The sequence below is a fragment of the Psychrobacter sp. C 20.9 genome, from assembly GCF_001921765.1.
Lineage (GTDB): Bacteria > Pseudomonadota > Gammaproteobacteria > Pseudomonadales > Moraxellaceae > Psychrobacter > Psychrobacter piscatorii_B.
This window is the reverse complement of record NZ_MRYC01000019.1, coordinates 39,305-62,600: the sequence shown is the minus strand read 5'-3', so window position 1 is coordinate 62,600 and position 23,296 is coordinate 39,305. Positions and strand designations below refer to the sequence as shown.

Genomic DNA, 23,296 nt, shown 5'->3' with positions numbered 1-23,296 from the left:
GGGCTGATGCTAAAATTGCCCCATACTGCGTTACAAATCTCGCTAAGGCATCTGCATTATCGTCGCTTTGTGCCTTGTCTGGAACAATTTTAGCGATCAGCAGTGCCTATTTGCGAATGTTCAAAACGCCCTAATATTTATCTTTATAGCATTTGATCAATTGCCATCTGTGTTAGCACCCGTCCACGAGCAGTACGCAATACATACCCTTGTTGAATAAGGTAAGGCTCAATCACGTCCTCAAGCGTACCTCTATCCTCAGCCATTGCCGCTGCCACGGCTTCGACCCCAGCAGGACCACCATCAAAACGCTCATGCAAAATCTCGATATATCGTCTGTCCAGATGATCGAGTCCTCGTCTGTCCACTGCCAACATATCTAGCGCACTACCTGCAATCGCCCCATTGATACTGCCATCACCTCTGACTTCAGCATAATCACGCACACGGCGTAACAGGCGGTTAGCAATCCTTGGTGTACCGCGGGCACGGCGGGCAATCTCTATAGCGCCATCTTCACTCATTGGTACACGCATTAAGCGTGCTGCTCGACTGACAATCGTTGTGAGATCAGCAATATTATAGAACTCGAGGCGCTGGACAATACCAAAACGATCACGTAATGGTGAGGTCAATAGCCCAGCTCTGGTAGTTGCTGCGACCAATGTAAACGGTGGCAGGTCAAGTTTAATAGAACGTGCGGCAGGCCCTTCACCAATCATAATATCCAGCTGAAAATCTTCCATCGCTGGATAGAGTATCTCTTCAATGACCGAGCTCAAACGGTGGATCTCATCAATAAATAATACGTCACCCGCTTCTAGATTGGTCAGCATAGCAGCCAAATCCCCTGGACGTTCAAGCACAGGCCCTGAAGTGGAGCGCAGATTGCCACCCATCTCGCGTGCAATAATATTGGCAAGGGTCGTTTTACCCAGCCCTGGTGGACCAAATATTAGCGTATGATCTAAGGCTTCATCACGGCCACGAGCCGCACCGATGAACACCTCCATTTGCTCACGCACCACTGGCTGACCAATATACTCAGCCAATAATGCTGGTCGGATATTGGCGTCAGGAGCGTCGTTCGCGCCTTCTAGCGGATTAATTAAGCGATCTTGCATCATAGAATTTGTCATTATATTAAAAAATTAGGTAATAAATAGCATAACCAAACGCTGCGTATAAGTCATGCAAAACCTCATTAAACAAGCGCCAAAACGAAAATAAGCGACACTCAATGTCGCTTATCTGTTAAATGCACTATTTTGTTATTATCGATAGATGACTTTGGAACGTGATCTTAGAAACCAGACAACTGCTGTAAGGTCGCTTTTAACAAGCCCTGAGTATCTACAAAGGTGTCACCCTTACTTTTAGCCGCTTTGATGGCTAGCTGAGCTTCTTTTTCTTTGTAGCCCAAGCTAATCAGCGCCCCTTCTACTTCAGCAATGATACTGCCGTCGTGAGAAACAGCGGTTTGCTGAGGCATGAGCTCAAACGAACCGTTGTCCACTTCGATATTTTTTAACTTGTCTTTGAGCTCGATAAGTAAACGTTGCGCCGTCTTTTTACCAATACCGGGGATACGAGTTAGTGCCGTTTCCGACTCTTGCTCAACATGCATTTTTAGCTCAGCCGCTGACATTGCAGACAGCATTGCCAATGCCATTTTTGCCCCAACGCCATTGATCTTAATCAATTGGCGAAAGACATCGCGCTCTTTACGGTCAATAAAACCATAGAGCAGTTGCGCATCCTCACGTACATGAAAATGTGTCCAAATACTCGCCTGCTCGTTAAGGTGCAATTGACAAAATGACGGCAATGGCAGCTCGATATCATAACCCACACCAGCGGTTGTCATGATACAAGCCGTTGGCGCCATTAAGTATTGCACCTGTCCGGTAATCAATCCAATCATCACTCACCTCTGTTGGTTATTATAAAGTTAAGTCCGCTGCCATTCATTATGCAAGACCATCTTTCACTAGCATGGTCTATTGCTTATATACGCCTAGCCTTATTGGTAAAAATCGACCATGCCTTCGAGGCTAATTGGACGGATTTTATGCGCTTGACCAGCGGAACCAAACGCTTCAAAACGATTGGTGCAGATATCTGACATCGCGACCATAGACGCTTTGAAGTATTTACGTGGATCGAATTCGCTTGGATTATTTGCCAAGAACTCACGGATAGCGCCTGTTGATGCTAGACGCAGATCGGTATCGATATTTACTTTACGCACACCATGCTTGATCGCTTCTACGATCTGCTCAACCGGTACACCATACGTTTCGCCAATATCACCACCGTTTTCATTGATGACTTTTAGCCATACTTGCGGCACTGATGAAGAGCCATGCATGACAAGATGCGTGTTAGGAATACGGGCATGAATCTCTTTTACACGCTCAATCGACAAAATATCGCCTGTCGGTGGACGCGTGAATTTGTAAGCACCGTGACTCGTACCGATAGCAATCGCTAGCGCGTCAACATTGGTGTCTTTTACAAATTGCTCAGCTTCATCAGCACTGGTCAAAAGCTGCTCGTGATCTAATACGCCTTCTGCGCCAGAGCCATCTTCTTCGCCTGCCATACCGGTCTCAAGGCTACCTAGGCAACCGATTTCGCCTTCTACAGAGACACCGCACGCATGTGCCATTTTGACCACTTCACGAGTGACGCTGGCATTGTAATCATAATCCATTGGCGTTTTGCCATCTTCACCAAGTGAGCCGTCCATCATAACTGATGAGAAACCAAGCTGAATCGAGCGCTGGCAGATAGCTGGTGACATACCGTGATCTTGATGCATAACCACTGGAATATGTGGCCATTCTTCGATAGCAGCAATAATCAAATGACGCAAAAATGCCGACCCTGCATAGTTACGTGCGCCCGCACTGGCTTGAACAATAACAGGTGAATCACAAGCATCCGCAGCCATCATGATTGCGCGCATTTGCTCTAAGTTATTGACGTTAAAGGCAGGAACACCGTAGTTGTGTTCAGCGGCATGATCTAGAAGTTGACGTAAGGATATTAGGGCCATAAGACGCTCTCTGATTGGATTTTGAATAGTATTTTAAATGCAGCTTTGTAACAATTATTCCGCTATCTGCTCGACCATACTGACCGTATATATATCAGTCAAAGTCTGACTCATTTGGGATATGATTATCACGCGGTGATTATAGCAAAAATTGTGCTGTCTTCGTAGCGGTTGCCTGACTATTTGTCAGTCTAATCAGTCTCTTTCTCTCATTGGTGTCTACAACAACTGAACCATTTTATCTATTATACTCATAGCACAGAACGCAAAAAGCCTTGGCAATCACCAAGGCTTTTCTAGTATTTAGAGGCTTATAAAGCAATGGCTATTATAATGAATGACTTAACAGTGGATAGTATTCAAAAATTTCAGCCATTATATCGCTTAGTTATTGCGTAGCTTAGTACTGTTGCTCTGCATCAACTGCAACATCGTTAGCACCATCAGCAACAGCATTGGCACCGTCAGCAACTGCTTCAGCAGTATTTTCAACTGCTGTGTTAGTACCTTCAGCGATAGCATCACCAGTGTTCTCTAGAGCGTCTGTTGCAGCTGCACCAGCAGTGTCTGCACTTTCAGCAACTTCAGCACCAGCGTTTTGAGCAGCAGCTTCAGCTTCAGCAGCAGCAGCGTCTGTTTCGGCAGCAGCGGCATCAGCGTTTGCAGCAGCATCATCGCCAGCTGATTCAACAGCAGCTTCAGTGTTCTCTTCTGTTTGTTGGCTACATGCAGTAACTGCAAAAGTACCAGCAAGTATGCTAGCAAGTAACAAATGACGTTTTAACATAATAAACCTCTCGTAAATAATGCATGTCAAGATACATGGTCGCGCTATTTTATAGAGTACGAATGAGACATGCAATAATAATTTTCAGTGTAGAAACAAATAATTACTGCTTAATAATCAATGACTATAAATTTTAGCTATACCAATATAAATAAGCCAAATGAAAGTCAAAATATTATTTTCACAGACTACCTTAGATGTTTACTATTAGTTGTACGTCTAGTGTTACGAAAATACTGAGTAACGTTAATTAGTTAAGCGTTAATTTGTAATGCAGCAACTGCTGGAAGCACTTTACCTTCTACAAATTCTAAAAATGCACCGCCGCCCGTTGACATATAACTGACGCCATCAGCGACTTGATATTTATCAATAGCCGCCAAGGTATCACCGCCACCCGCAATTGAAAAACCGTCACTGTCTCTTACAGCTGTTGCTAGTATTTGTGTCCCTTGACCAAAAGCATCAACTTCAAAAACACCGACTGGGCCATTCCACAAGATGGTTTTTGCATTGATAATAGCATCGGCAAGTTCCTTCGCGCTTTCTGGCGCGATATCCAATATCATGTCGTTATCACCAATGGCATCAACAGACTTGATTGTCGCAACTGCCTTTTGCAACGAGCCAGTAAAGTCAGCAAAATCGATGTCGTCTTTATCAGCAACAACCACATACTCAGGTAGTAGTATCTCAGTCTTGGTCATGATATCGCGCGCAGTATCGATCAAATCTGCTTCGTACAGCGACGCGCCCACACTATGTCCTTGCGCCGCTAAGAAAGTATTGGCAATACCGCCACCAACGATAATCTGTGTACAGACTTCAGCCAAGCTATGTAGCACTTCTAACTTGGTAGACACTTTTGAGCCGCCAACGATGGCAAGCATAGGCTGAGCTGGTGTTTCAAGCGCCAGGCTCAAGGCATCAAGCTCAGCTGCCAACAAAGGCCCTGCACAAACAGTTTTGTCTGCTTGACGCATCGCTTGCGTCACGCCTTCTGTTGATGCTTGCGCACGGTGCGCGGTACCAAAGGCATCCATGACAAAGACATCACATAAATCTGCGTATTTTTTTGCTAACGTCGCATCGTTTTTCTTTTCACCATCGTTAAAGCGCACATTTTCTAGTAGTACGACTTCACCAGATTTTACAGCAGCGCCTTGAGTCAGGTAGTCATTATTCAGGCGCACTGGTGACGCTAATTGCGAGCCCAATTTGTCTGTCAAATAATCAGCAACTGGTGCCAATGAATAAATAGACTCAGGATTGCCTTCTGTTGGGCGTCCCAGATGTGAACAAACAATAACAGCAGCACCCTTCTCTAGCGCCATCTCAATAGTAGGTAGACTTGCTTGTAAGCGAGCATCACTGGTGACTTTACCGTCTTTAATAGGGACATTTAAATCTTCTCGGATCAATACCACTTTGTCGGTTAAGTTCAGCTCGCTCATACGCAAAAAATTCATTGCCTGCTCCTATGCATCAATATATCTATTAATTTACGAGTACTATCATGATTGATATGACTGATAATTTTTTAACTATCATTTACTATATCTGCTCTAACAATGAGCCTTATTAGACTGCACACTTGCTATCTTTATATGTCTTCATCACTGAGTCTTTATACTAACTATCACACCAAGTTACTGGAACAGATAAGTGAGTAGAAATCAGTGGCGGTGTATTCTATCAGTTTTCTATGAGATGCTCACAAGCAAACTTTCACGATTTTTAAAAACATGAAAATATTGAGTGAGTAATTTTACTCCAGCATTGATAGGAAACGGTTGTAACTGCTAGCTTTGAACTCATTCAATAAACAGTAACATTTCGTGGTGGTACTCAGCAGTCAGGCTCTTTATGATAGAAGCGTTGACAATAACAATAACTTTTTAGGAGAACACAATGAGTATCGACTTAGACACTGCAAAGCAAAATCTATTAAAACTAAAAAATGAGTACGAGTCTCGCATTGACAAAATCGAAGATCATATCCAAAATCCACAAGATGATCTCAATGAGCACTGGGAAGATCAGGCTATATCCTATCGTCAAAATGATATGCGCAAAAATTTAATGGCCGAAGCGCGTCAGAGCCTAATCTATGTCGAAAATGCCTTAAGTCGTATAGAAAATGGTACTTATGGCGAGTGCGAGGTTTGCGGTGAACCGATTGAAGAGCAACGTTTAGAAGCGCTGCCCTACGCTACTTTGTGTATGGAACATGCTGAATAGCTAATAAATTTCATCTAGAACACATTTTATACAGCAGGTGTTTTCCATTTAGAAAGTGCCTGCTGCCATTGATAGCAACGCTCGGCGATTTTTTCTACAGGCAAATCCATAATATCGCCTACTACCGCCACAAGCGCAATTGGTATGCCTGCCAACTCTGAAATATTTTCTGCAGTTAATCCGCCTATCACACATATAGGTATGTCTTGTTGACAGCCTTCAGTCAACTTCTGACGCGAGATAATATCAGCATTCGGTTTTGTGGTAGAATTAAATATGGCACCCATCGCAGCGTAGCTTGCACCATCATCCTTTGCCTCTTTGACTAATTCAATATTCCCATGGCAAGTTCGACCAATTATTTGAGTCGATTCAAGAGACTGCAAAGCATCACCAATTTTGCCATCTCCTTGTCCAAGGTGTACACCAATACCAAGCTTGGCTGCTATTGCAATATCATCATTCATAACGACTGGAACGTCATGTGCTTTGGCCAGCTTAACAATCTGTTTGGCTTCTTCATAAAGCGTTATGTGACCATCTGGCAGACTAAGTGTTTGCTTGCGCCGAATCTGCAACAATGCGATTAGCCCTGTTGATAAGGCGGCATCTAACTTTTGATACAACAATTCAAATTCATCATCATTGGTCAGCAAATATAGCTTGGGTATCGCAGATGAGGTTGATGACTGGTTCATAGGGCAGATCCTTAATCTTAAACTCAACACAATAAAAAGGCTGTTATATGATATAACAGCCTTTTTTACATATTTAAAACAGCGCGTCTATACGGTACGACGTGTCGCCAAGCTGTTTAGAATGTTTTTAGCATCGCCCCAACGTGTTGCTGAGCTGTTTGCCCCTAGGATGACGATAATTGCAGGGCGATTATTGACTCGCGTTTCCATCACAACACAGCGCCCAGCTTCGTTAATAAAACCTGTTTTTGAGATACCGATTGGGTAATCACCTGCACGAACCAAGCTACTAGTGTTGTTCGCTTTATAAGTGCGATTACCACTTGAGTAGTTTGAAACAAAGAAGTCATAGCTCTTGGTGGTAGAGAAGCGACGAATCACATCGTAGTTGCCAGCAGCACGAACCATTTTTACCAAATCATTCGATGAAGCAACGTTACGCTTATCAAGACCCGTTGGATCACCGAAAAACGCAGTAGTCATACCTAGATCTTGTGCTTTTCTGTTCATCGCACGGATAAAGGCATTGTAGCCGCCTGGATAGTTACGTGCCAAGCTTTTTGCGGCTGGGTTTTCAGACTTCATCAAAGCCATCAATAGCATCTCGGCACGGTTTAAACGGTCACCTGATTTTAGGCGTGAGCTGGCGCGCTTAGGCCCTACAAAGTCTTCTGGATCAAGCGTGATTTCTTCACGCATATCGAGACCTGCATCTAGCACAACCATGGCTGTCATTATTTTAGTAATACTGGCCATAGGACGCGCGATGTCAGCGTCTTTTTCGTAGATAGATTCGCCCGTTTCAGCATCAATCACCGCGACACTGCGCGAGTCTGTACTGATTGGGATCATATCACTGCTACCAAATGCGCCGCGATAAGTCGTATTGTATCGAGCGGTATTGTTACTGCTAGCAAAACTGCTGCTATTTGTGATATTGGTCGTACCATAGCCGTTGTCGACTTTTTTGATAGCAGAGCCATTAGACTTGTACATGATGTTACGCGCTTCAGACAAGCTATCAGCACCGCCCCAACTCAAGCGTGCACTAGAAGCTGTCTCAGTGCTACCATTAATTGTAAGTGCGGCTTGTGCAACACTGCCCAAACTCAATGAAATCATAGCAGCGATCAATTGCTGTTTGGTTAATAGTAGTTGCTTCATTATGCCTCCTGCTGTCGCTATCACGCCAGTTACATACTGCCTGACGCCAAGAACGTACGTAGCGTTTATAGATGTGTTTGTAAGTACTCACATAGAGCTTTTGTATTTTTAGTGTATCATGGTTTACATTTAAGTTTAATCTATCAAACTGATTTAACGGTTTTTTTTAGCTTCATTCAAACTTTGATACAACTGATTTATATTTTAGAAACACTGATTAACAATACAGCAATATAACTTAACTTAGAATGTTATGATTCTTTGTACTTTATTATATTAAATGAAGATATTGATACAGCATATTAGCCGTATCCTATGTATTTAAAATAAAAAACTGTATTTAAAATCAAAAAACGGCTTATGTTAACTTTGTTTTTTCTGTTATTTAATCCTTGTAAAAACATTCATTCTGACAAACGATAAAGAGTATGGTTATGATTAAAGTGTTGGTGGTCGATGATCATGATTTAGTACGGATGGGTATTAGCCGTATGTTGTCAGACAGCCCCGATATCGAAGTAGTGGGGGAAGCAGATAGCGGTGATATGGCAATCAAGCAGGCCAAGCAGTTACGTCCTGACGTGGTATTGCTAGATGTCAACATGCCTAATATTGGTGGTCTTGAAGCGACCAAACGCTTGATTCAGCTCGATATGGGTATCAAGATTTTAGCTGTTAGTAGTATGTCTGCACAGCCCTATCCCTCAATGCTCATCAAAGCTGGTGTAAATGGTTATATCACAAAAGGTACGCCACTTGATGAGATGATACGCGCTGTCAAAAAAATCTATCAAGGTGGTCGTTATTTTAGCCAAGACGTTGCTGAACAATTGGCGGACGTCTTATTGTCTGATAATGCCAGCTCGCCTTTTGATTTGTTAAGTGATAGAGAAAAGCAAGTGGCTATGATGGTGGTCAATTGCCAAAGCCCGCAGCAGATTGCTGACCAATTATTTGTCAGCGTCAAAACCATCAATACGTATCGCTATCGTATTTATGAAAAAGTTGGCGTTGATAGTGATGTAAAATTAACGCATTTGGCCATTCGCCATGGTTTGATTCAACCATAAGTTGCTTAGTATCTCCTTTGTCATCATGGTCAATTTATGAAACCTGCCACCACCATCATTTCTGCCATCAGTCGCTATTTACACCACGATGATACACTTCCTTTGCCGCAGCTGCGCAGACTAGGCATTATTTACAGCAGTTATCGTTTTGTCGTCAGTATATTTTCTATGCTGATGGTATATATATCTGCACGCGCCGGTGATAGCGCGTCTCTCCCCAGTTTTTTACAGCAAACAGCCCTGAGCTTTTATGTGATGCTGAGCTTGATTTTGCTCGGGCTGTTTTACGTTGTCACAAAGCAGATGCGCCGACAGTTAGCGTTTGGGCTCGTATTAGACGTTATTATATTAAGCTTATTGCTGTATACAGCAGGTGAGCCGGACTTACAACTGACCATGCTCTATATGGTCGTTGTCGCCGCTAGCTTTATGCTATTGCATGGTTCACAAGCGCTAGTTATCACTTTGTTGGCTATTATTTTTGTTATCTATCAGCAGTTTTTTTATGCCATTGCCAATAGTATGAATTTGGCCAATTTGGGTGATGCTTTGCTGATGTCAGCAAGCTTCTTGGCAGTAGGGGGTTTGAGTTGGTCTATCTCACAACGTTTGGTACAGCTTGAGAAAGTTGCACAAAGTCATGCCAAAGAGGTTGAACGACTCAATGTCATCAATCAAGAAGTGATTACACAAATGGTCAATGGTGTGATTGTCATCGACAAACAGAATATCGTCCTTGCAAATCTTGCGGCCCACCAACTGCTCAGTATCACACAAGATTCATCATTGCCTGCATCTAGCACTTCAACCGATATAAAAGAAATGAGAGGCGATACGCCTCATGCCATTCTATCTAACTTTAAACAACAACTTAGCAAACAGCATTCTCAGCTACTCCAAGCTTGCTTGTCAGTGGCAACAGGACAATCGCGTACGTTTACGTACGATGTGCCTGAGGTGGCAAACGCTTCGATATTTGGTAAGCTACGCGTACAAATCATCCCGCTAAAAGATGATAGCAAATTAATCCTATTGGAAGACTTACGCCGTGAGCAGGCCAGCGCCCAACAATTAAAACTGGCGTCGTTAGGACAACTCACTGCCAGTATTGCTCATGAAATTAGAAATCCTCTAGCTGCCATCTCACAAGCCAGCCAACTACTGATGGAAGACTTGACCGAAATTGAGGCAAATGCATCAAATGTCAACATGACGGGCAATCATGAGCTCTATGAAATGATATTTTCACAAACCAAACGCGTCAACCGTATTATTGAAGATATTTTAAAACTGTCTCGCCAGCAAGCGGCCTCTCAGCAAGCCATTGTTTTGGCTGAGTGGATGCCAGTATTTTTGGATAATTATTTTCAAGGGCACGACATTTTTCTGCATGTAAAAACCCAACCAACCATATCATTTGATCCTCACCAGTTAGAACAAATTTTGATTAATTTGATCAACAATGGCTTGCGTTATAGCAGCTATAGCCATCCTCACGCTTACGTAGAAATCGAGATTTACTGTGCAGACAGCGATGTTATAATTGACATATTGGATGATGGTGATGGTATTAAAACTGAGGATTTAAAACATTTGTTTAATCCGTTTTTTACAACAGACAAAGCTGGCACGGGCTTGGGACTATATTTATCGCAAGCCTTTTGTGAAGCCAATCAGGCACGTTTGCTCTATATTCCTGAACATGAAAAAACGTGTTTTCGTTTTATTTCGCCTGCTATTGACTCTGAAAATATCTTTCAAGCCGTGGAAGAAAATCTTTATTAATCCCAGTCATAAATCAAAATACTACTTAATCACAAATGTTTGAACATTACATATTGGTAGTTAATAGCCACCGTACATGAGTGATTTACAATTTTTTTTGTAAAAGAAGTTTACCCCTATTTAGACCTAGCTATTAATACTTTGCAGCCATTGAATTTGACGAGATAATGTATGACAACAAGCGCGCTAGTCGTTGATGACGAAGTGGATCTATGCCGATTGATGCAAATCACTTTGACTAAAATGGGCATCAAAAGTGATGTAGCCTATACTTTGGCGCAAGCAAGATCATACTGGCAAGACAATACTTATGATTTTTGCCTCACTGACTTGAAACTACCTGACGGCTCAGGGTTGGAGCTGGTCAAAGAAATCAGCAACAGCTCGAATACACCGATAGCCGTCATCACTGCTCATGGAAGTATGGATCTGGCCATTGAAGCACTGAAGCTTGGTGCTTTTGATTTTGTCAATAAACCACTTGAGCTACCAAGATTACGTCAATTGGTAGAAAACGCTCTAAAGGTTATTCATCAGGATAATGGGGCACAAGCCACGCCTGAATCCTCACCTGAGCAAAAGATGCTGGACGCTAGGCTAATCGGTGATTCTGCGGTCATGCACCCTCTTAAAAACACCATATTAAAATTGGCACGCTCACAAGCACCTGTTTTTTTATCTGGTGCGTCTGGTACAGGTAAAGAGGTCGTCGCTAGACTGATTCATGATTTAAGTCCGCGACGAGATGGCAGCTTTGTACCAGTGAACTGCGGTGCAATACCTTCTGAGCTGATGGAGTCAGAGTTTTTTGGTCATAAAAAAGGCAGTTTTACAGGGGCTGTGGCTGACAAGCAGGGATTGTTTCAGCAAGCCAATGGCGGTACTTTATTTTTAGATGAGGTGGCAGACTTACCATTAGCGATGCAGGTGAAGCTGTTGCGTGCTATTCAAGAAAAGACCGTGAGGGCCATTGGTGACACCAAAGAAGTACCAGTAGATATCCGCATTTTATCCGCTACTCATAAAGATTTGAGCCGCTTGGTACAGGATGGCGCATTTCGACAAGATTTGTATTATCGTATCAATGTGATTGAGCTTAAGCTACCGACATTGAATGATCGACGTGATGACATACCTGTATTAGCAGAGCATTTTTTAGCCATGATTTCTGCTGAGTGGCAGCTAGAGATACCCCCATCTCTCACGCGTGAAGCCAGCGAACGTTTGCAGCGTCATGACTTTGCCGGTAACGTTCGTGAACTACGTAATTTACTTGAGCGTGCAGTGACGTTGGCGGAAACTTCGGACATTGATATCAGTCATTTAGGCCTACCTGATGTTAGTCACGACCTTAAAGATACGCAAGCTCACAGCAATGCGCAACAATCTAACCATTACGCAAATGAGCAAAAACAATCTCGACCAACGACCCAAACAATGTTTAAAGCAATAGAAAACCGTGAACAGACTCTTCAATCTGACAGTGAGATAACGGCGGTAAAGCACAAGCAAGAAACAACCAACTTGCACCCTTATCGTACTAATACCCAACACTACCCTTCAATGATACAGCGCTCAGTGCCCAATAATACAGAACCATCAACCAGCTCAAGTGATACGAATGAGAAAGTACCCCTCCATCGTCCTATTCAACCAAAAGAGAATGAGACTACAAGCCTGCAAGAACCGCTTGATGGTCAATTGCCAGCCCAAGGGTTGGAGCATTATCTACAGGAACAAGAAAAGCAATTAATCATCACAGCCCTCAAACAAACTGGCTGGAACAAAACCCAAGCAGCAGAACTACTTGGGACGACTTTTCGCTCATTACGTTATCGTATGAAAAAGTTAGAAATTGCAGAAGATCAATCTGAGTAAGTCTTCTATCGGGCCATTGGATTTTTATTTCAGAGATTCAATGGCTGCCTGACGGTATATTGTTAAATCTATCAACAATATACTAATTTGCAGTAGTCTTTCGAATGAAGCGGATGCCAGAATCGAGCGCGCGGGGTTTTAATAAATCCAGCGCCTGCTGCTCCCATGAGCTCTCACTTCCTGACAAAGTAATGTCAGGCTCAACGCCGATGACATCGATCTGCCTGCCTGATGCTGTCATATAGTTAGCTACTGTCAACTTGACTGCTTGCTCGTCATTGAGTGGTATGACTGACTGTACTGAGCCTTTACCATAGCTTACTTCACCGATGATAGTAGCGCGTTTTTGTGCCTGTAAACTACTGGCCAAAACCTCTGCCGCTGATGCCGAGTAGCGATTTTGTAGAACAACCATAGGTAGAGGGTTAAGTATCGCATCCCCTTGGGTAGTTAGTACGCGCGATTTGTCTTGACGTGCTTGTACTTGTACCACATCGGTATCATTCATAAATAAACTGGCAACGCTCACCGCCGATGTAAGAACACCGCCCGGATTGTCACGCAAATCAAGTAAAATACCTGAGATAGGTGCATCTAAATTAATCAAACCTTCCAACAGCTTTTCACGGCTATTGTTCTGGAATGCAGGTAGTTTAACAATCGCAATGCCATCGACGAGTTTTGTCTCGACAATTTGAGGGTGACTATTATTCCGCTGCAATGTCGTCGTGTGCTTGCGGCGACCCGCTTTAGAAGTGATGATATCTACTTGGGTACCAGCAATCCCTGTTAATAGCTGCTCAACGTCATTACTTTGCCGATTTTCGTCAAGTTTGAATTCACCAACTTGGTGTAAATAATCGCCTACCGCGATGCCTTTTTCATCTGCAGGCGAATCATCAATAACTTCTGTGATGACCCAATAGCCCACCTCTGGCTGATAAGTAACTTGGATACCGATATCACCTACGTCCCCTTCGGTAAAAGCGCGTAGGTTTTCATAGGCCTCCGCATCCAAAAACTCAGCATGGCTATCGAGCTTAGTTAACATACCGCTCATTGCATTATTAAATAACTCCTCATCATTGACCGCGTCAACATACTGACGGCGCACTAAATCAACAACAGCAACAAAGGTCTTTAATGTCTCAGGAGAAATTGCATTCAATGATACTTGCGCAACCTCTGATGGAATACTAGTATCGATATTATCATCATCGTCCATTACCGCACTTTCGTCTGGCATACTGTCTATTGAGTCATCTGATTCGTCGGCAGCATTCAGCATCTCAGTATCATCTTCAGCCACTATATCATCGGCATTCAAACTGATAAGCTGTAGGCTTGATGTCGGACTAGCATCACCGACTGAGGTCACTGCTGCTTGCGCGTCCATACTGACAACACACAATCCAAGCAAACCTATTGCTAGACTGGGCTTAAAGCCTATAAACTTGAAGTATACGGGTTTGGACATAATGGTCGCTAGCGACGACTTCATCACTCGTTGGTCTAATTGTTTAGACAAAGATGCGCACACAAAAGAGATAGGATGCATAAAAAACTCATTTAAATAATAGAATGTATAAAGTTATTGTTATGTATTACCGTATAAGTTAACACCAAAGGCCTCTCTCAAACTAGGGCAGTTTTGCAAATCATCAAGCAAAATACATCATAAAAAAAGGGAAAGGTAATAGCTACCCCTCCCTTTTCTAGTTTATATCATTCATCTAACGAGCCATGTCTTTACAGATTATCCGATGTACGGATAATCTGAGACAACTGGCTTAAGATGCTGAAACCAATAAACTCTCACCAGTCATTTCGGTGGGTGCATCAACATTCATTAGTGCCAAAATAGTCGGTGCTACATCACTGAGCTTACCGCCACGACGTACCTGTAGTTTTTGTGTGCCTACGTAAATCAGCGGTACATGCTCTGTCGTATGCTGAGTATGTACTTGACCACTTTCGTAGTCTTGCATTTGCTCACAGTTACCGTGATCAGCCGTAATAAGCATGTCACCGCCAGCCGCTTTTACTGCCGACTCGACACGGCCCACACAGACATCCAAGGCTTCTACGGCTTGGACCGCAGCGTCAAAGATACCTGTATGCCCTACCATGTCCCCATTGGCATAATTGACTACTAGCACATCATATTTGCCAGACTCAATCGCTTCTACTAACTTATCTGTGACTTCGGGTGCGCTCATTTCAGGCTTCAAGTCATAAGTCGCGACATCTGGAGATGGTACCAAAATACGCGTCTCGCCTTCATACTCTTCTTCACGGCCACCACTAAAGAAAAACGTCACATGCGCATATTTCTCAGTTTCCGCGATACGTAGCTGTGTTTTACCTTGATCCTGCAAATACTCTCCCAAGGTGTTGGCCAAAGACGTTGGATAGTAAGCGATGCTGGTTTTTGGATTATCCGCCAAAACGTCTGAGTACTTGGTCAACATCACAAAGGCGGCAAGTTTTGGCTGCTTTTGACGGGCAAAACCTGAAAACTCATGATCAGGTAAAACAAAGGCTTGGGCAAGCTCACGGGCACGGTCGGCACGGAAGTTCATAAATATCAGCGCATCATTGTCTTCGACGGTATAAGGCACCTCATCACGTCCGATGACAGTCGTCGGGCTGATAAATTCGTCAGTCTCACGTGCCTTATAAGCCGCTTGGACAGCACCGTCCGCACGTGTCGACAAGCGATCTGCCTTACCTTCAGTGATCAGCTCATAAGCTTTTTGTACGCGATCCCAGCGGTTGTCTCGGTCCATTGCATAGTAGCGACCGATGATGCTGGCAATCTGTACGCGCCCGCCTTCATAATGAGCATTCAATTTATCGATATAATCACGTAGACGATTGATGTATTTATCCGCAGATTTAGGCGGGGTATCACGGCCGTCTAAGAAGCAATGGATAAAGACGTTTTTGGCACCATGGACCAACGCTGAGTGACACATGCCTTCGATATGGTCTTGATGTGAGTGAACACCGCCGTCTGAGAGCAGACCCATAATATGTACGTTGCCGCCAAGCTCATTGGCCGCTTTTACTGCGTCAACCAATGCTTCGTTTTTGTAGAATTCGCGATTGGCAAGCTCACTTGAGATGCGAGTCGAGTCTTGATAAAGAACACGGCCAGCACCCAAGTTCATGTGGCCAACTTCTGAGTTACCAAACTGACCATCTGGCAGACCCACATCTTCTCCTGAAGCAGAAATCAGTCCATGAGGGTATTTTTGGTAAATTCTATCTAGATTTGGCATGTCTGCCGCAGCAATGGCGTTATCTTTATCTTCTTCACGATGACCGAAGCCGTCTAATATCATTAAGACATGCGGCGTTTTTTTATTCTGTGCGCCGTCTTCTTGCTTACTGCTGATCTGCTGCGCCTGATTGTCGTCAATAGATTCTGATGCTTGCTGGGTACTGGTCATATATTACCGCTCCTCGAGTGAATGAACGCCTTTAATGCTATGTTAGGGTATGGAAAGCCCTCTATATTAACACATATCTTAAAATAGCTGAAAAACTGACAATTTTTCACTAAAAAATGATGGGGTTTGTATCGTTATCAAAAGCCCAAAACCTATCACAGATATCAGGTAACAATACTGCGTATCAATCTGTAAATCATACTTGCAATCATTCATCTCATTGGTTAAGATGAATCTATTCTGAAGTGTTGGCTAGTAGATGTTTATTCCCTGAGCCGATAATGCTTTACCAGGATGTGGTACCTATCGTCTCATTGTGTATGCCTGCACCGCTTGCGGTGTATCAGGAAACCTGCAGAGATGATGACGCATCCGCCCTGAACTTCACGGTTCATGGGTCACCATCTTACAGCGGCACTTCGGTTGTTTCATTCGGTTTGTAAATATGTTCTTTATAATTAGTGTATTTACTGCCACTAAAAAGCCCCTTTCGTTAATGACGGAAGGGGCTTTTTCTATGCCTAATAAATGAATAAATCATCATTACTCATCATTAGCAGATTTGGTAATTTTTTTCACATCTTTAGGGATGTTTTTGGCCGTACCATCAACAGTCGTATGTTGTTTGAATACGTCACCAAACGGGTTTTGCTGTTGTTGACCAAATGGATTTTGGTTATTCATACCGCCTGCGCCACTGAATGGATTCTGACCACCCATACCACCAAACGGATTTTGGCCGCCGCCCATTTGACCACCCATCTGTTTTGCCATCATTTCCATCATTTTTTGCTGATTGTTCATGACATAGTTATTGGCAAAGTCTTTGAGTTTCTTTTGTACTGGTGGCAATATCACGAGTAGCGCGAGCACATCACTCAGCACACCTGGAATAAGTAGCAAAATACCAGCGACTGCCATGGCAATGCTCTTAATCATGGTGGACTCTGGTGGACGCATTGCAGGATTCATCATACCACCTGCTTTCATCTGCTGAGCCATTGGATTCAAAGAAGCCATACCTTTACGCACAAGAGAGATACCGATCACTGCTGCGACAATAAACCACATGAATACCCACCAGCCGCTCATGAATTGAGCAAGCAAATACCACAGTAGCATCTCGATAATAAACCAAACGATGGCTATACCAACTATCTGACCCATAAAGTGTCGTCCTATAAAATAAAAACCAATAAATTGAGCGCCATGCAAATTAAAATGGCTAACATATGATGTATATGGGGATTGGTTGCTATACTATCAAACTTACGGCTGATTTTTAAGCCATAAAACAAAATGTAAGCAAGACGGAATACTATGGCAATTATTATCGGGATCGACCCAGGGTCACGTATGACGGGTTATGGAATAGTCCAGCAGACGGGTGATAAGCTCACTTATATCGATGCAGGCACGATTCGCACAGATACCAAAGAGATGCCTGAACGCCTCAAACGTATTTTTAATGGATTGACCCGCATCACGCAGCATCATTTAAAATATGCTGACGAGCCTATTTATACAGCTATCGAACAAGTCTTTATGGCAGAAAACCCTGATTCTGCACTCAAGCTTGGGCAAGCACGAGGCGCGGCTATTGCAGCGATGGTCGCCTTGGATTTAGAAGTGTCAGAGTATACTGCTCGGCAGATCAAACAAGCGGTGTGCGGCTATGGTGCTGCTGCTAAAGAGCAAGTGCAGGAGATGGTTTGCCGCATACTACAGTTAGAAGTCGTACCACAGCAGGATGCAGCCGATGGTCTTGCCTGTGCTATTTGTCATGCGCACTCAAGCCATTCTATGAATAAAATACTACTTAATAGCTCTATGCGAGGACGCGGTGGCTCTAAGAAAAAGGGTCGTTGGCGTTTGACCGAAGAAGATTTGGGTAACTTGCGTTAAAGATAGGCGTTAAAGCAGACAAGCTTCAAAACCAATAGGCATTAAAATAGTGAGACAATAAAAAAACACGCTATTGGATGCGTGTTTTTTTATGAGTACCAGCACTGTCACTTTATCATTTGCAAGACGAAATTATAGCGGACTACTCTACGACTGCACTTTCAATGACAGCGTCGAGTACATATGCATACTTTTCATCATCATTATCATTTTCTGTTGTCTCATCTGACTCTATTAATTCGTTAGTCTCTAATCGGTAGCGCTGCAATCGTAATACTTCTTCGTGCATACCGTCATGCTGGTATCCATCTATTTCTCCCGCAAATACTCTCCACTTCCCTTCACGAACTTTGACACCTTGGTCGTTGTAAGTGACGGGCCTAACTTGGAGACACTGCTTTTCACCATTCATATCACAATTGACTTCTTTGGCATTCACTGCCCAAAATACCGTCTCGCCCTTACTATTGTATTTCGCTTGTGGTGTGAGTCTGCCATTCCATACCAAAGTGACATTATCGTTGGTAAACTGAGTCAATACTGGGCTGTCACTTTGATCTATTTTTAACTCACTATTTCCTAGCATTAATGTATTTAATGTGTTTTCTGCCATATCAAGATCGCTACAGGAGATTTTGGTGCTCATTCCCTCCTCGATACTCAATGTATGTCCTTGCAGCTGATAAGCAGCGCTTATTGTATTACAACCGACACTATAGATAAGTGTTTCTGGATTAAATACCAGAGTCCCCTGACCATCGATATCTGTAAGCTCACTTATAGGCTGCTCATTGGCATCCGTTGCCCTAACCAAGCTCCAACGATGACGAGACAAAGTATTCATCAGCTTTTCTTCGGGAGTAAATGTCGTCGAGCCAGATTCAGTAGTTGCTGAGTTGGTATCTGAGGCCCTATCCTCAATCGCTAGTGAGTCTACTTTTTCACCAGTATTGGAGATACCTGATCCTTCATTGTCGTGAGCCGTGTTTTCTTTTTGACAAGCGCCTAGTATGAGGCTCACCGCCACAATACTTGGCAATAAAAACGTTGTCAGTGCTGATTTTTTGGCTCTACCTACCATATTACGAACCTCTTAGTAAGCGTATATCAATTTTCTCGATTACTTATTTCTATATACTTGCTGGTCTTGCATCTTTTGAAGAAACATTTAATTAACTGTTCTGGAATATCGTTATTATAATCACGTTAAATTAACCACTATAGACCGAGCATTATTAGCTTATGTAATAAAATGTTGATTTTTATTATGTTTGAAATTCTTTTATTACTCTGCTATCTAATGTCGTTAATTTCATGGACAAAAAAAGGATAGCTAATACATATTAGCTATCCCCGATATTATCTTTAATGAGCAAGCATCTAAAAACAATAGAACTTGCGATGTATCTCTTTATCTAATCATTGATTTCCGCAGGCTTAGCTTTAGCCATGTTTTTGATACTAAAGCGCTCATTCATCATTTGATAAAAACGGGCTAAGTTTTTGCCTTGCTCATTCGGATCAACTTTGAGCACTTTACCAAAATCTAAGCCCAAATATAGCACGATATCTGCAAAGCTCAATTGCTCACCCACCAGATACTCACGACCTTCTAGGATTGTCTCAAAATACCCCATGGCTTTGACAGCACGGGCAATTGATGGCGCAACAAATTCTGGCACTTGTTCAACACGTTGTGCTTTAGATGGATGACTGTGTTGAAACGCCAGCATAAAGTTATACAGCACTTCAAATTCAGCAATACGGCGCATAGAGCACACTTGCGCACGCTGCACCACATCATTGCCCATCACCGAGCGCTCGCCATACACGCGGTCAAGATACTCACATACCGCTTGTGAGTCATTGAGCACCGTACCATCATCTAGCGTTAGTACCGGCACTGTCTGCATTGGATTCATTTTAGTAAATTCATCTGACATCTGCTCATCAGCCGCAAAGTCAATGTCTACTAAGTCGATATCATCTATATCATCGACATCGATACCTTTCGATGCTAATAGAATAAGTGCTTTACGTGGATTGGGGGCAGTACGAGTGACGTATAGTTTTTTCATGGCAAACTCCTTGTAAGTTGGACTCAAAGCGACTTAGCGCTGATAGGCTTTATTATGGTTATTGCATATAGCGTATGGCTCAGAATATCAACACGCTATATAACAGTTATAGCCTACTCTGCTCATCATAGCAAAACCTTATTGAGCTCGCTGTTCTGATGAGAGTTTGAATAACAAAAAGCCCCATAACATTCCGTTATAGGGCTTTTAATTTTTGAGCAATTCTTAATCACTTATCAATACCACATGCATTTAACTTATTTGTTAGGCGCAGGTGTGGTACGTAAATAAGGCTTAATTTCGGTATGACCTTTAGGATAATTAGCAGCGATATCTTCGTTTTTCACGCTTGGAGGAATGATAACGTCGTCGCCATCTTTCCAATCAACAGGCGTTGCTACGTTATATTCATCAGACAATTGCATCGCATCAATCACACGAATAATCTCATCAAAGTTACGGCCACAGCTGGCTGGATAAGTCAGTGTTAAGCGTACTTTTTTCTTAGGATCAATAATAAACACACTTCTGACCGTCGCTGTATTGTCAGCATTTGGATGAATCATGTCATAAAGATCTGCAACCTTGCGCTCAGGGTCTGCAATGATAGGGAAATTGACAGCAGTACCTTGGGTTTCTTCAATGTCACTTACCCAACCTTTATGATCTTCTAAACCATCAACCGATAGCGCAATTGGTTTAACATTGCGCTTCTGGAACTCACCGCCTAGTGCTGCGGTACGACCAAGCTCAGTGGTACATACTGGCGTATAATCTGAAGGATGTGAGAAAAAAACCACCCAATGATCGCCTGCCCACTCGTGGAAATTAATATCGCCTTCTGTGGTCGCAGCGTCAAAGTTTGGTGCGGTATCGCCTAAACGTAAATGTGCCATGCTTGATTCCTTAGCTATGTGAATGAACGCTTATATCGACACGTCGGCCTCGCGTTCTATTATTGTCATCGACGTGCTCAGCTATCAAATATAACATAAAGCACATCCGTAAAAACTGACTTTATCTTAACAAACTGGTTATGAATGTCTTGTGACGGATTGTAATGCGGTTATTCCATTTACCTCTAAGCTGATGGACAAATTTTTTAATGAATTTTATGGACAAGTAGCTTTGATAAATAATTAAACCACCATACCTGCATCCCATAAGCAAAATTCGCACCATAATCATACTTAACTTTATAACTGCACATAAAAAAGCCCATTCCTAGCGTACTAGAAATGGGCTAACTTGCAAACTACTATTGTTCAGTATTATTTCAAAATATCTATTTGGATAAGCATACTTTTAAATACTAAGCCAACATAAATTAAGCTGGCTTATAGCTATCACGTAAGCTAACGATTTGGTTAAATACTGGCTTATCAGTGCTGTGATCTTCGCTGTCAGAGATGAAGTAACCTTCACGCTCAAACTGGAAGCGCGTGCCAGCATCTGCATTGACCAAAGATGGTTCAACTACTGCATTTAGCTCAGTGAGCGAGTTCGGGTTTAGCGCTTGATGAACATCAGCGACGCCACTTGGGTCCTCAGCACTGAATAGCTGCTCGTACATGCGTACTGTCGCTGGCACACCTTGACTGGCTGATACCCAATGAATCACACCTTTGACCTTGCGCCCTTCAGGGTTGTTACCCAAAGTAGCAGGGTCAATCGTCGCTTTTAGCTCAACGACATTGCCATTTTCATCAGTGATATGTTCAGTGACGGCTAGCACATAAGTATTACGCAGACGAATCTCTGGCTTTTCTGGAGAGAGACGCTTATAGCCTGCTGGCGGCTCAATCTCGTAATCACCTTGGTCAATGTATAGCGTTTCGGTGAATGGAATCTCACGCTCACCCATATCGACGTTAGGATGGTTCGGCTGAGTCAACCAAAGCGTCTGCGTCGCATCGTCAAAACGTGCATTGACGCTATCGGCTTTTTGCGACTCCCAGCTGCTGACCGCTTCGCTAAAGTTAGTGATGGTCACTTTTAATGGCTTTAGGACTGCCATACCCCGACCAGTAGTCGTCTCTAACGATTGACGAACGCTAAACTCTAGCAAACGGAAATCAACCACACTATCCGCTTTGGTCACACCCACACGCTCACAAAAATCACGCAAGCCCTCTGGCGTGTAACCACGGCGACGCATGCCAGCGACGGTCGGCATACGAGGATCATTCCAACCACTGACGATACCTTCATCTACCAGTTGCTTCAGCTTACGCTTACTGGTCAATGTATGATCAACGTTTAAGCGGCTAAACTCGTACTGATGTGGTGGTACGTCAAAGCCAATTTTTTCGATAACCCAATCATAGAATGGACGGTGATCTTCAAACTCAAGCGTACATAATGAATGGGTAATTCCTTCTAACGCATCCGAGAGTGGATGAGCAAAATCATACATCGGATAGATGCACCATTTATTACCAGTCTGATGATGCTCTTGATGCATCACGCGATAGATAACAGGATCACGTAGGTTCATATTTGGGCTAGCCATATCAATCTTGGCGCGCAAAATAGCCTTTCCTTCAGCGTATTTACCGTCTTTCATATCGTTGAAAAGCGCTAGGTTTTCTTCAACACTGGCATCACGATATGGTGAAGGTGTTCCCGCTTCATTAAATGAACCACGGTTTTCTTTGATTTGTTCAGGAGTTTGCAAATCAACATAAGCGTCGCCTTGCTCAATCAGCTGGATTGCCCATGCATGCAACTGATCAAAATAACCTGAGGCATGATGCGCCTCGCCTGCCCACTCAAAACCTAACCACTGCACATCGTTCTTAATATTGTCGATGTAATATTGCTTCTCAGCAGTTGGGTTGGTGTCATCAAAACGCAGGTTGCACACACCGCCGAACTCTTTGGCCACACCAAAGTTTAGGCAGATGGATTTTACGTGACCTAAATGCAAGTAACCATTTGGCTCAGGCGGAAAACGTGTGACAATTTGCTCATACTTTTGCGCATTGACATCGTCACGAATGATATTACGAATAAAGTCGTTTTTTACTTCGTCTTTTTGTGCATTGTTGCTTGAGTGCTCACTCATCGGATATTGCTCCTAACGCAAATTGTCAATTTGTGATATGTGCCATCACGCATCACAAAACGTTCAAAATAAATTATTAAAATAAATTGGGATATAAAAACTCAGAT

Annotated in this window: 19 protein-coding genes and 1 other RNA gene; 6 read left to right on the top strand and 14 right to left on the bottom strand. The window is 43.1% G+C overall.

The annotated features are described in order from the left end of the window. Positions 1 to 143 precede the first annotated feature (143 nt). From ruvB to BTW00_RS11875, 5 genes are all read right to left on the bottom strand, one after another. Positions 144 to 1,124: a Holliday junction branch migration DNA helicase RuvB gene (gene ruvB, locus BTW00_RS11895; RefSeq protein ID WP_075107583.1), complete on the bottom strand. Its 981-nt coding sequence runs from the start codon at positions 1,122 to 1,124 to the stop codon at positions 144 to 146. Between the two features lie 179 nt (positions 1,125 to 1,303). Next, positions 1,304 to 1,924, bottom strand: a complete 621-nt coding sequence (gene ruvA, locus BTW00_RS11890; RefSeq protein ID WP_075107578.1) for a Holliday junction branch migration protein RuvA — start codon at positions 1,922 to 1,924, stop codon at positions 1,304 to 1,306. Positions 1,925 to 2,023: 99 nt separating this feature from the next. Further along, positions 2,024 to 3,061, bottom strand: coding sequence for a class II fructose-bisphosphate aldolase (gene fba, locus BTW00_RS11885; RefSeq protein ID WP_075107577.1), 1,038 nt, complete (start codon positions 3,059 to 3,061; stop codon positions 2,024 to 2,026). 400 nt (positions 3,062 to 3,461) lie between these two features. After that, a complete protein-coding gene (locus tag BTW00_RS11880) occupies positions 3,462 to 3,848 on the bottom strand; it encodes a hypothetical protein (RefSeq protein WP_058025900.1) in 387 nt (128 codons plus the stop codon). Between the two features lie 254 nt (positions 3,849 to 4,102). Further along, the gene (locus tag BTW00_RS11875) at positions 4,103 to 5,317 is read right to left on the bottom strand and encodes a phosphoglycerate kinase (RefSeq protein ID WP_075107576.1); all 1,215 of its coding nucleotides are present in this window, start codon (positions 5,315 to 5,317) and stop codon (positions 4,103 to 4,105) included. A gap of 442 nt (positions 5,318 to 5,759) precedes the next feature. Here BTW00_RS11875 and BTW00_RS11870 point away from each other — a divergent pair, with 442 nt between their 5' ends. Further along, positions 5,760 to 6,089 (top strand): TraR/DksA C4-type zinc finger protein, encoded by a 330-nt coding sequence (locus BTW00_RS11870; protein WP_075107575.1) that lies wholly within the window; start codon positions 5,760 to 5,762, stop codon positions 6,087 to 6,089. A gap of 26 nt (positions 6,090 to 6,115) precedes the next feature. Here the strand turns inward: BTW00_RS11870 and BTW00_RS11865 are convergent, their stop codons facing one another. Then, the gene (locus tag BTW00_RS11865) at positions 6,116 to 6,787 is read right to left on the bottom strand and encodes a thiamine phosphate synthase (RefSeq protein ID WP_075107574.1); all 672 of its coding nucleotides are present in this window, start codon (positions 6,785 to 6,787) and stop codon (positions 6,116 to 6,118) included. 87 nt (positions 6,788 to 6,874) lie between these two features. After that, positions 6,875 to 7,951, bottom strand: a complete 1,077-nt coding sequence (locus BTW00_RS11860; protein WP_075107573.1) for a serine hydrolase — start codon at positions 7,949 to 7,951, stop codon at positions 6,875 to 6,877. 434 nt (positions 7,952 to 8,385) lie between these two features. Between BTW00_RS11860 and BTW00_RS11855 the strand changes: the two genes are divergently transcribed. The 3 genes from BTW00_RS11855 (at position 8,386) to BTW00_RS11845 (ending at position 12,684) form a co-directional block, all read left to right on the top strand. Next, positions 8,386 to 9,021 carry a response regulator gene (locus tag BTW00_RS11855; RefSeq protein ID WP_058025905.1) on the top strand — a complete coding sequence of 212 codons (636 nt, stop codon included), beginning with the start codon at positions 8,386 to 8,388 and terminating at the stop codon, positions 9,019 to 9,021. A 36-nt stretch (positions 9,022 to 9,057) separates the two neighbouring features. Next, positions 9,058 to 10,806: a PAS domain-containing sensor histidine kinase gene (locus BTW00_RS11850; RefSeq protein ID WP_075107572.1), complete on the top strand. Its 1,749-nt coding sequence runs from the start codon at positions 9,058 to 9,060 to the stop codon at positions 10,804 to 10,806. A 171-nt stretch (positions 10,807 to 10,977) separates the two neighbouring features. Further along, the gene (locus tag BTW00_RS11845) at positions 10,978 to 12,684 is read left to right on the top strand and encodes a sigma-54 dependent transcriptional regulator (RefSeq protein ID WP_075107571.1); all 1,707 of its coding nucleotides are present in this window, start codon (positions 10,978 to 10,980) and stop codon (positions 12,682 to 12,684) included. A gap of 82 nt (positions 12,685 to 12,766) precedes the next feature. Here the strand turns inward: BTW00_RS11845 and BTW00_RS11840 are convergent, their stop codons facing one another. After that, entirely contained in the window at positions 12,767 to 14,242 is a 1,476-nt protein-coding gene (locus tag BTW00_RS11840; RefSeq protein ID WP_083603646.1) for a S41 family peptidase, read from the bottom strand. A 232-nt stretch (positions 14,243 to 14,474) separates the two neighbouring features. Further along, positions 14,475 to 16,139, bottom strand: a complete 1,665-nt coding sequence (gene gpmI / locus BTW00_RS11835; protein ID WP_075107570.1) for a 2,3-bisphosphoglycerate-independent phosphoglycerate mutase — start codon at positions 16,137 to 16,139, stop codon at positions 14,475 to 14,477. Between the two features lie 234 nt (positions 16,140 to 16,373). On the opposite strand from gpmI, the gene ssrS reads away from it, so the two are divergent. Next, a non-coding RNA gene (gene ssrS / locus BTW00_RS11830) (6S RNA) lies at positions 16,374 to 16,569 on the top strand. 113 nt (positions 16,570 to 16,682) lie between these two features. Here the strand turns inward: ssrS and BTW00_RS11825 are convergent. Further along, positions 16,683 to 17,306: an FxsA family protein gene (locus BTW00_RS11825; protein WP_075107569.1), complete on the bottom strand. Its 624-nt coding sequence runs from the start codon at positions 17,304 to 17,306 to the stop codon at positions 16,683 to 16,685. 153 nt (positions 17,307 to 17,459) lie between these two features. Between BTW00_RS11825 and ruvC the strand changes: the two genes are divergently transcribed. Next, positions 17,460 to 18,044, top strand: coding sequence for a crossover junction endodeoxyribonuclease RuvC (ruvC, locus tag BTW00_RS11820; protein WP_071001968.1), 585 nt, complete (start codon positions 17,460 to 17,462; stop codon positions 18,042 to 18,044). A 142-nt stretch (positions 18,045 to 18,186) separates the two neighbouring features. On the opposite strand, the gene BTW00_RS11815 is transcribed toward ruvC, so the two are convergent. The 4 genes from BTW00_RS11815 to BTW00_RS11800 form a co-directional block, all read right to left on the bottom strand. Continuing rightward, a complete protein-coding gene (locus BTW00_RS11815; protein ID WP_075107568.1) occupies positions 18,187 to 19,125 on the bottom strand; it encodes an META domain-containing protein in 939 nt (312 codons plus the stop codon). 334 nt (positions 19,126 to 19,459) lie between these two features. Continuing rightward, positions 19,460 to 20,122, bottom strand: a complete 663-nt coding sequence (locus tag BTW00_RS11810) for a glutathione S-transferase family protein (protein WP_075107567.1) — start codon at positions 20,120 to 20,122, stop codon at positions 19,460 to 19,462. 257 nt (positions 20,123 to 20,379) lie between these two features. Beyond that, on the bottom strand, positions 20,380 to 21,018 hold the full coding sequence (locus BTW00_RS11805; protein ID WP_075107566.1) for a peroxiredoxin: 639 nt from the start codon (positions 21,016 to 21,018) through the stop codon (positions 20,380 to 20,382). Positions 21,019 to 21,449: 431 nt separating this feature from the next. Next, positions 21,450 to 23,189, bottom strand: a complete 1,740-nt coding sequence (locus tag BTW00_RS11800) for a glutamine--tRNA ligase/YqeY domain fusion protein (protein ID WP_075107565.1) — start codon at positions 23,187 to 23,189, stop codon at positions 21,450 to 21,452. Positions 23,190 to 23,296: the final 107 nt, after the last annotated feature.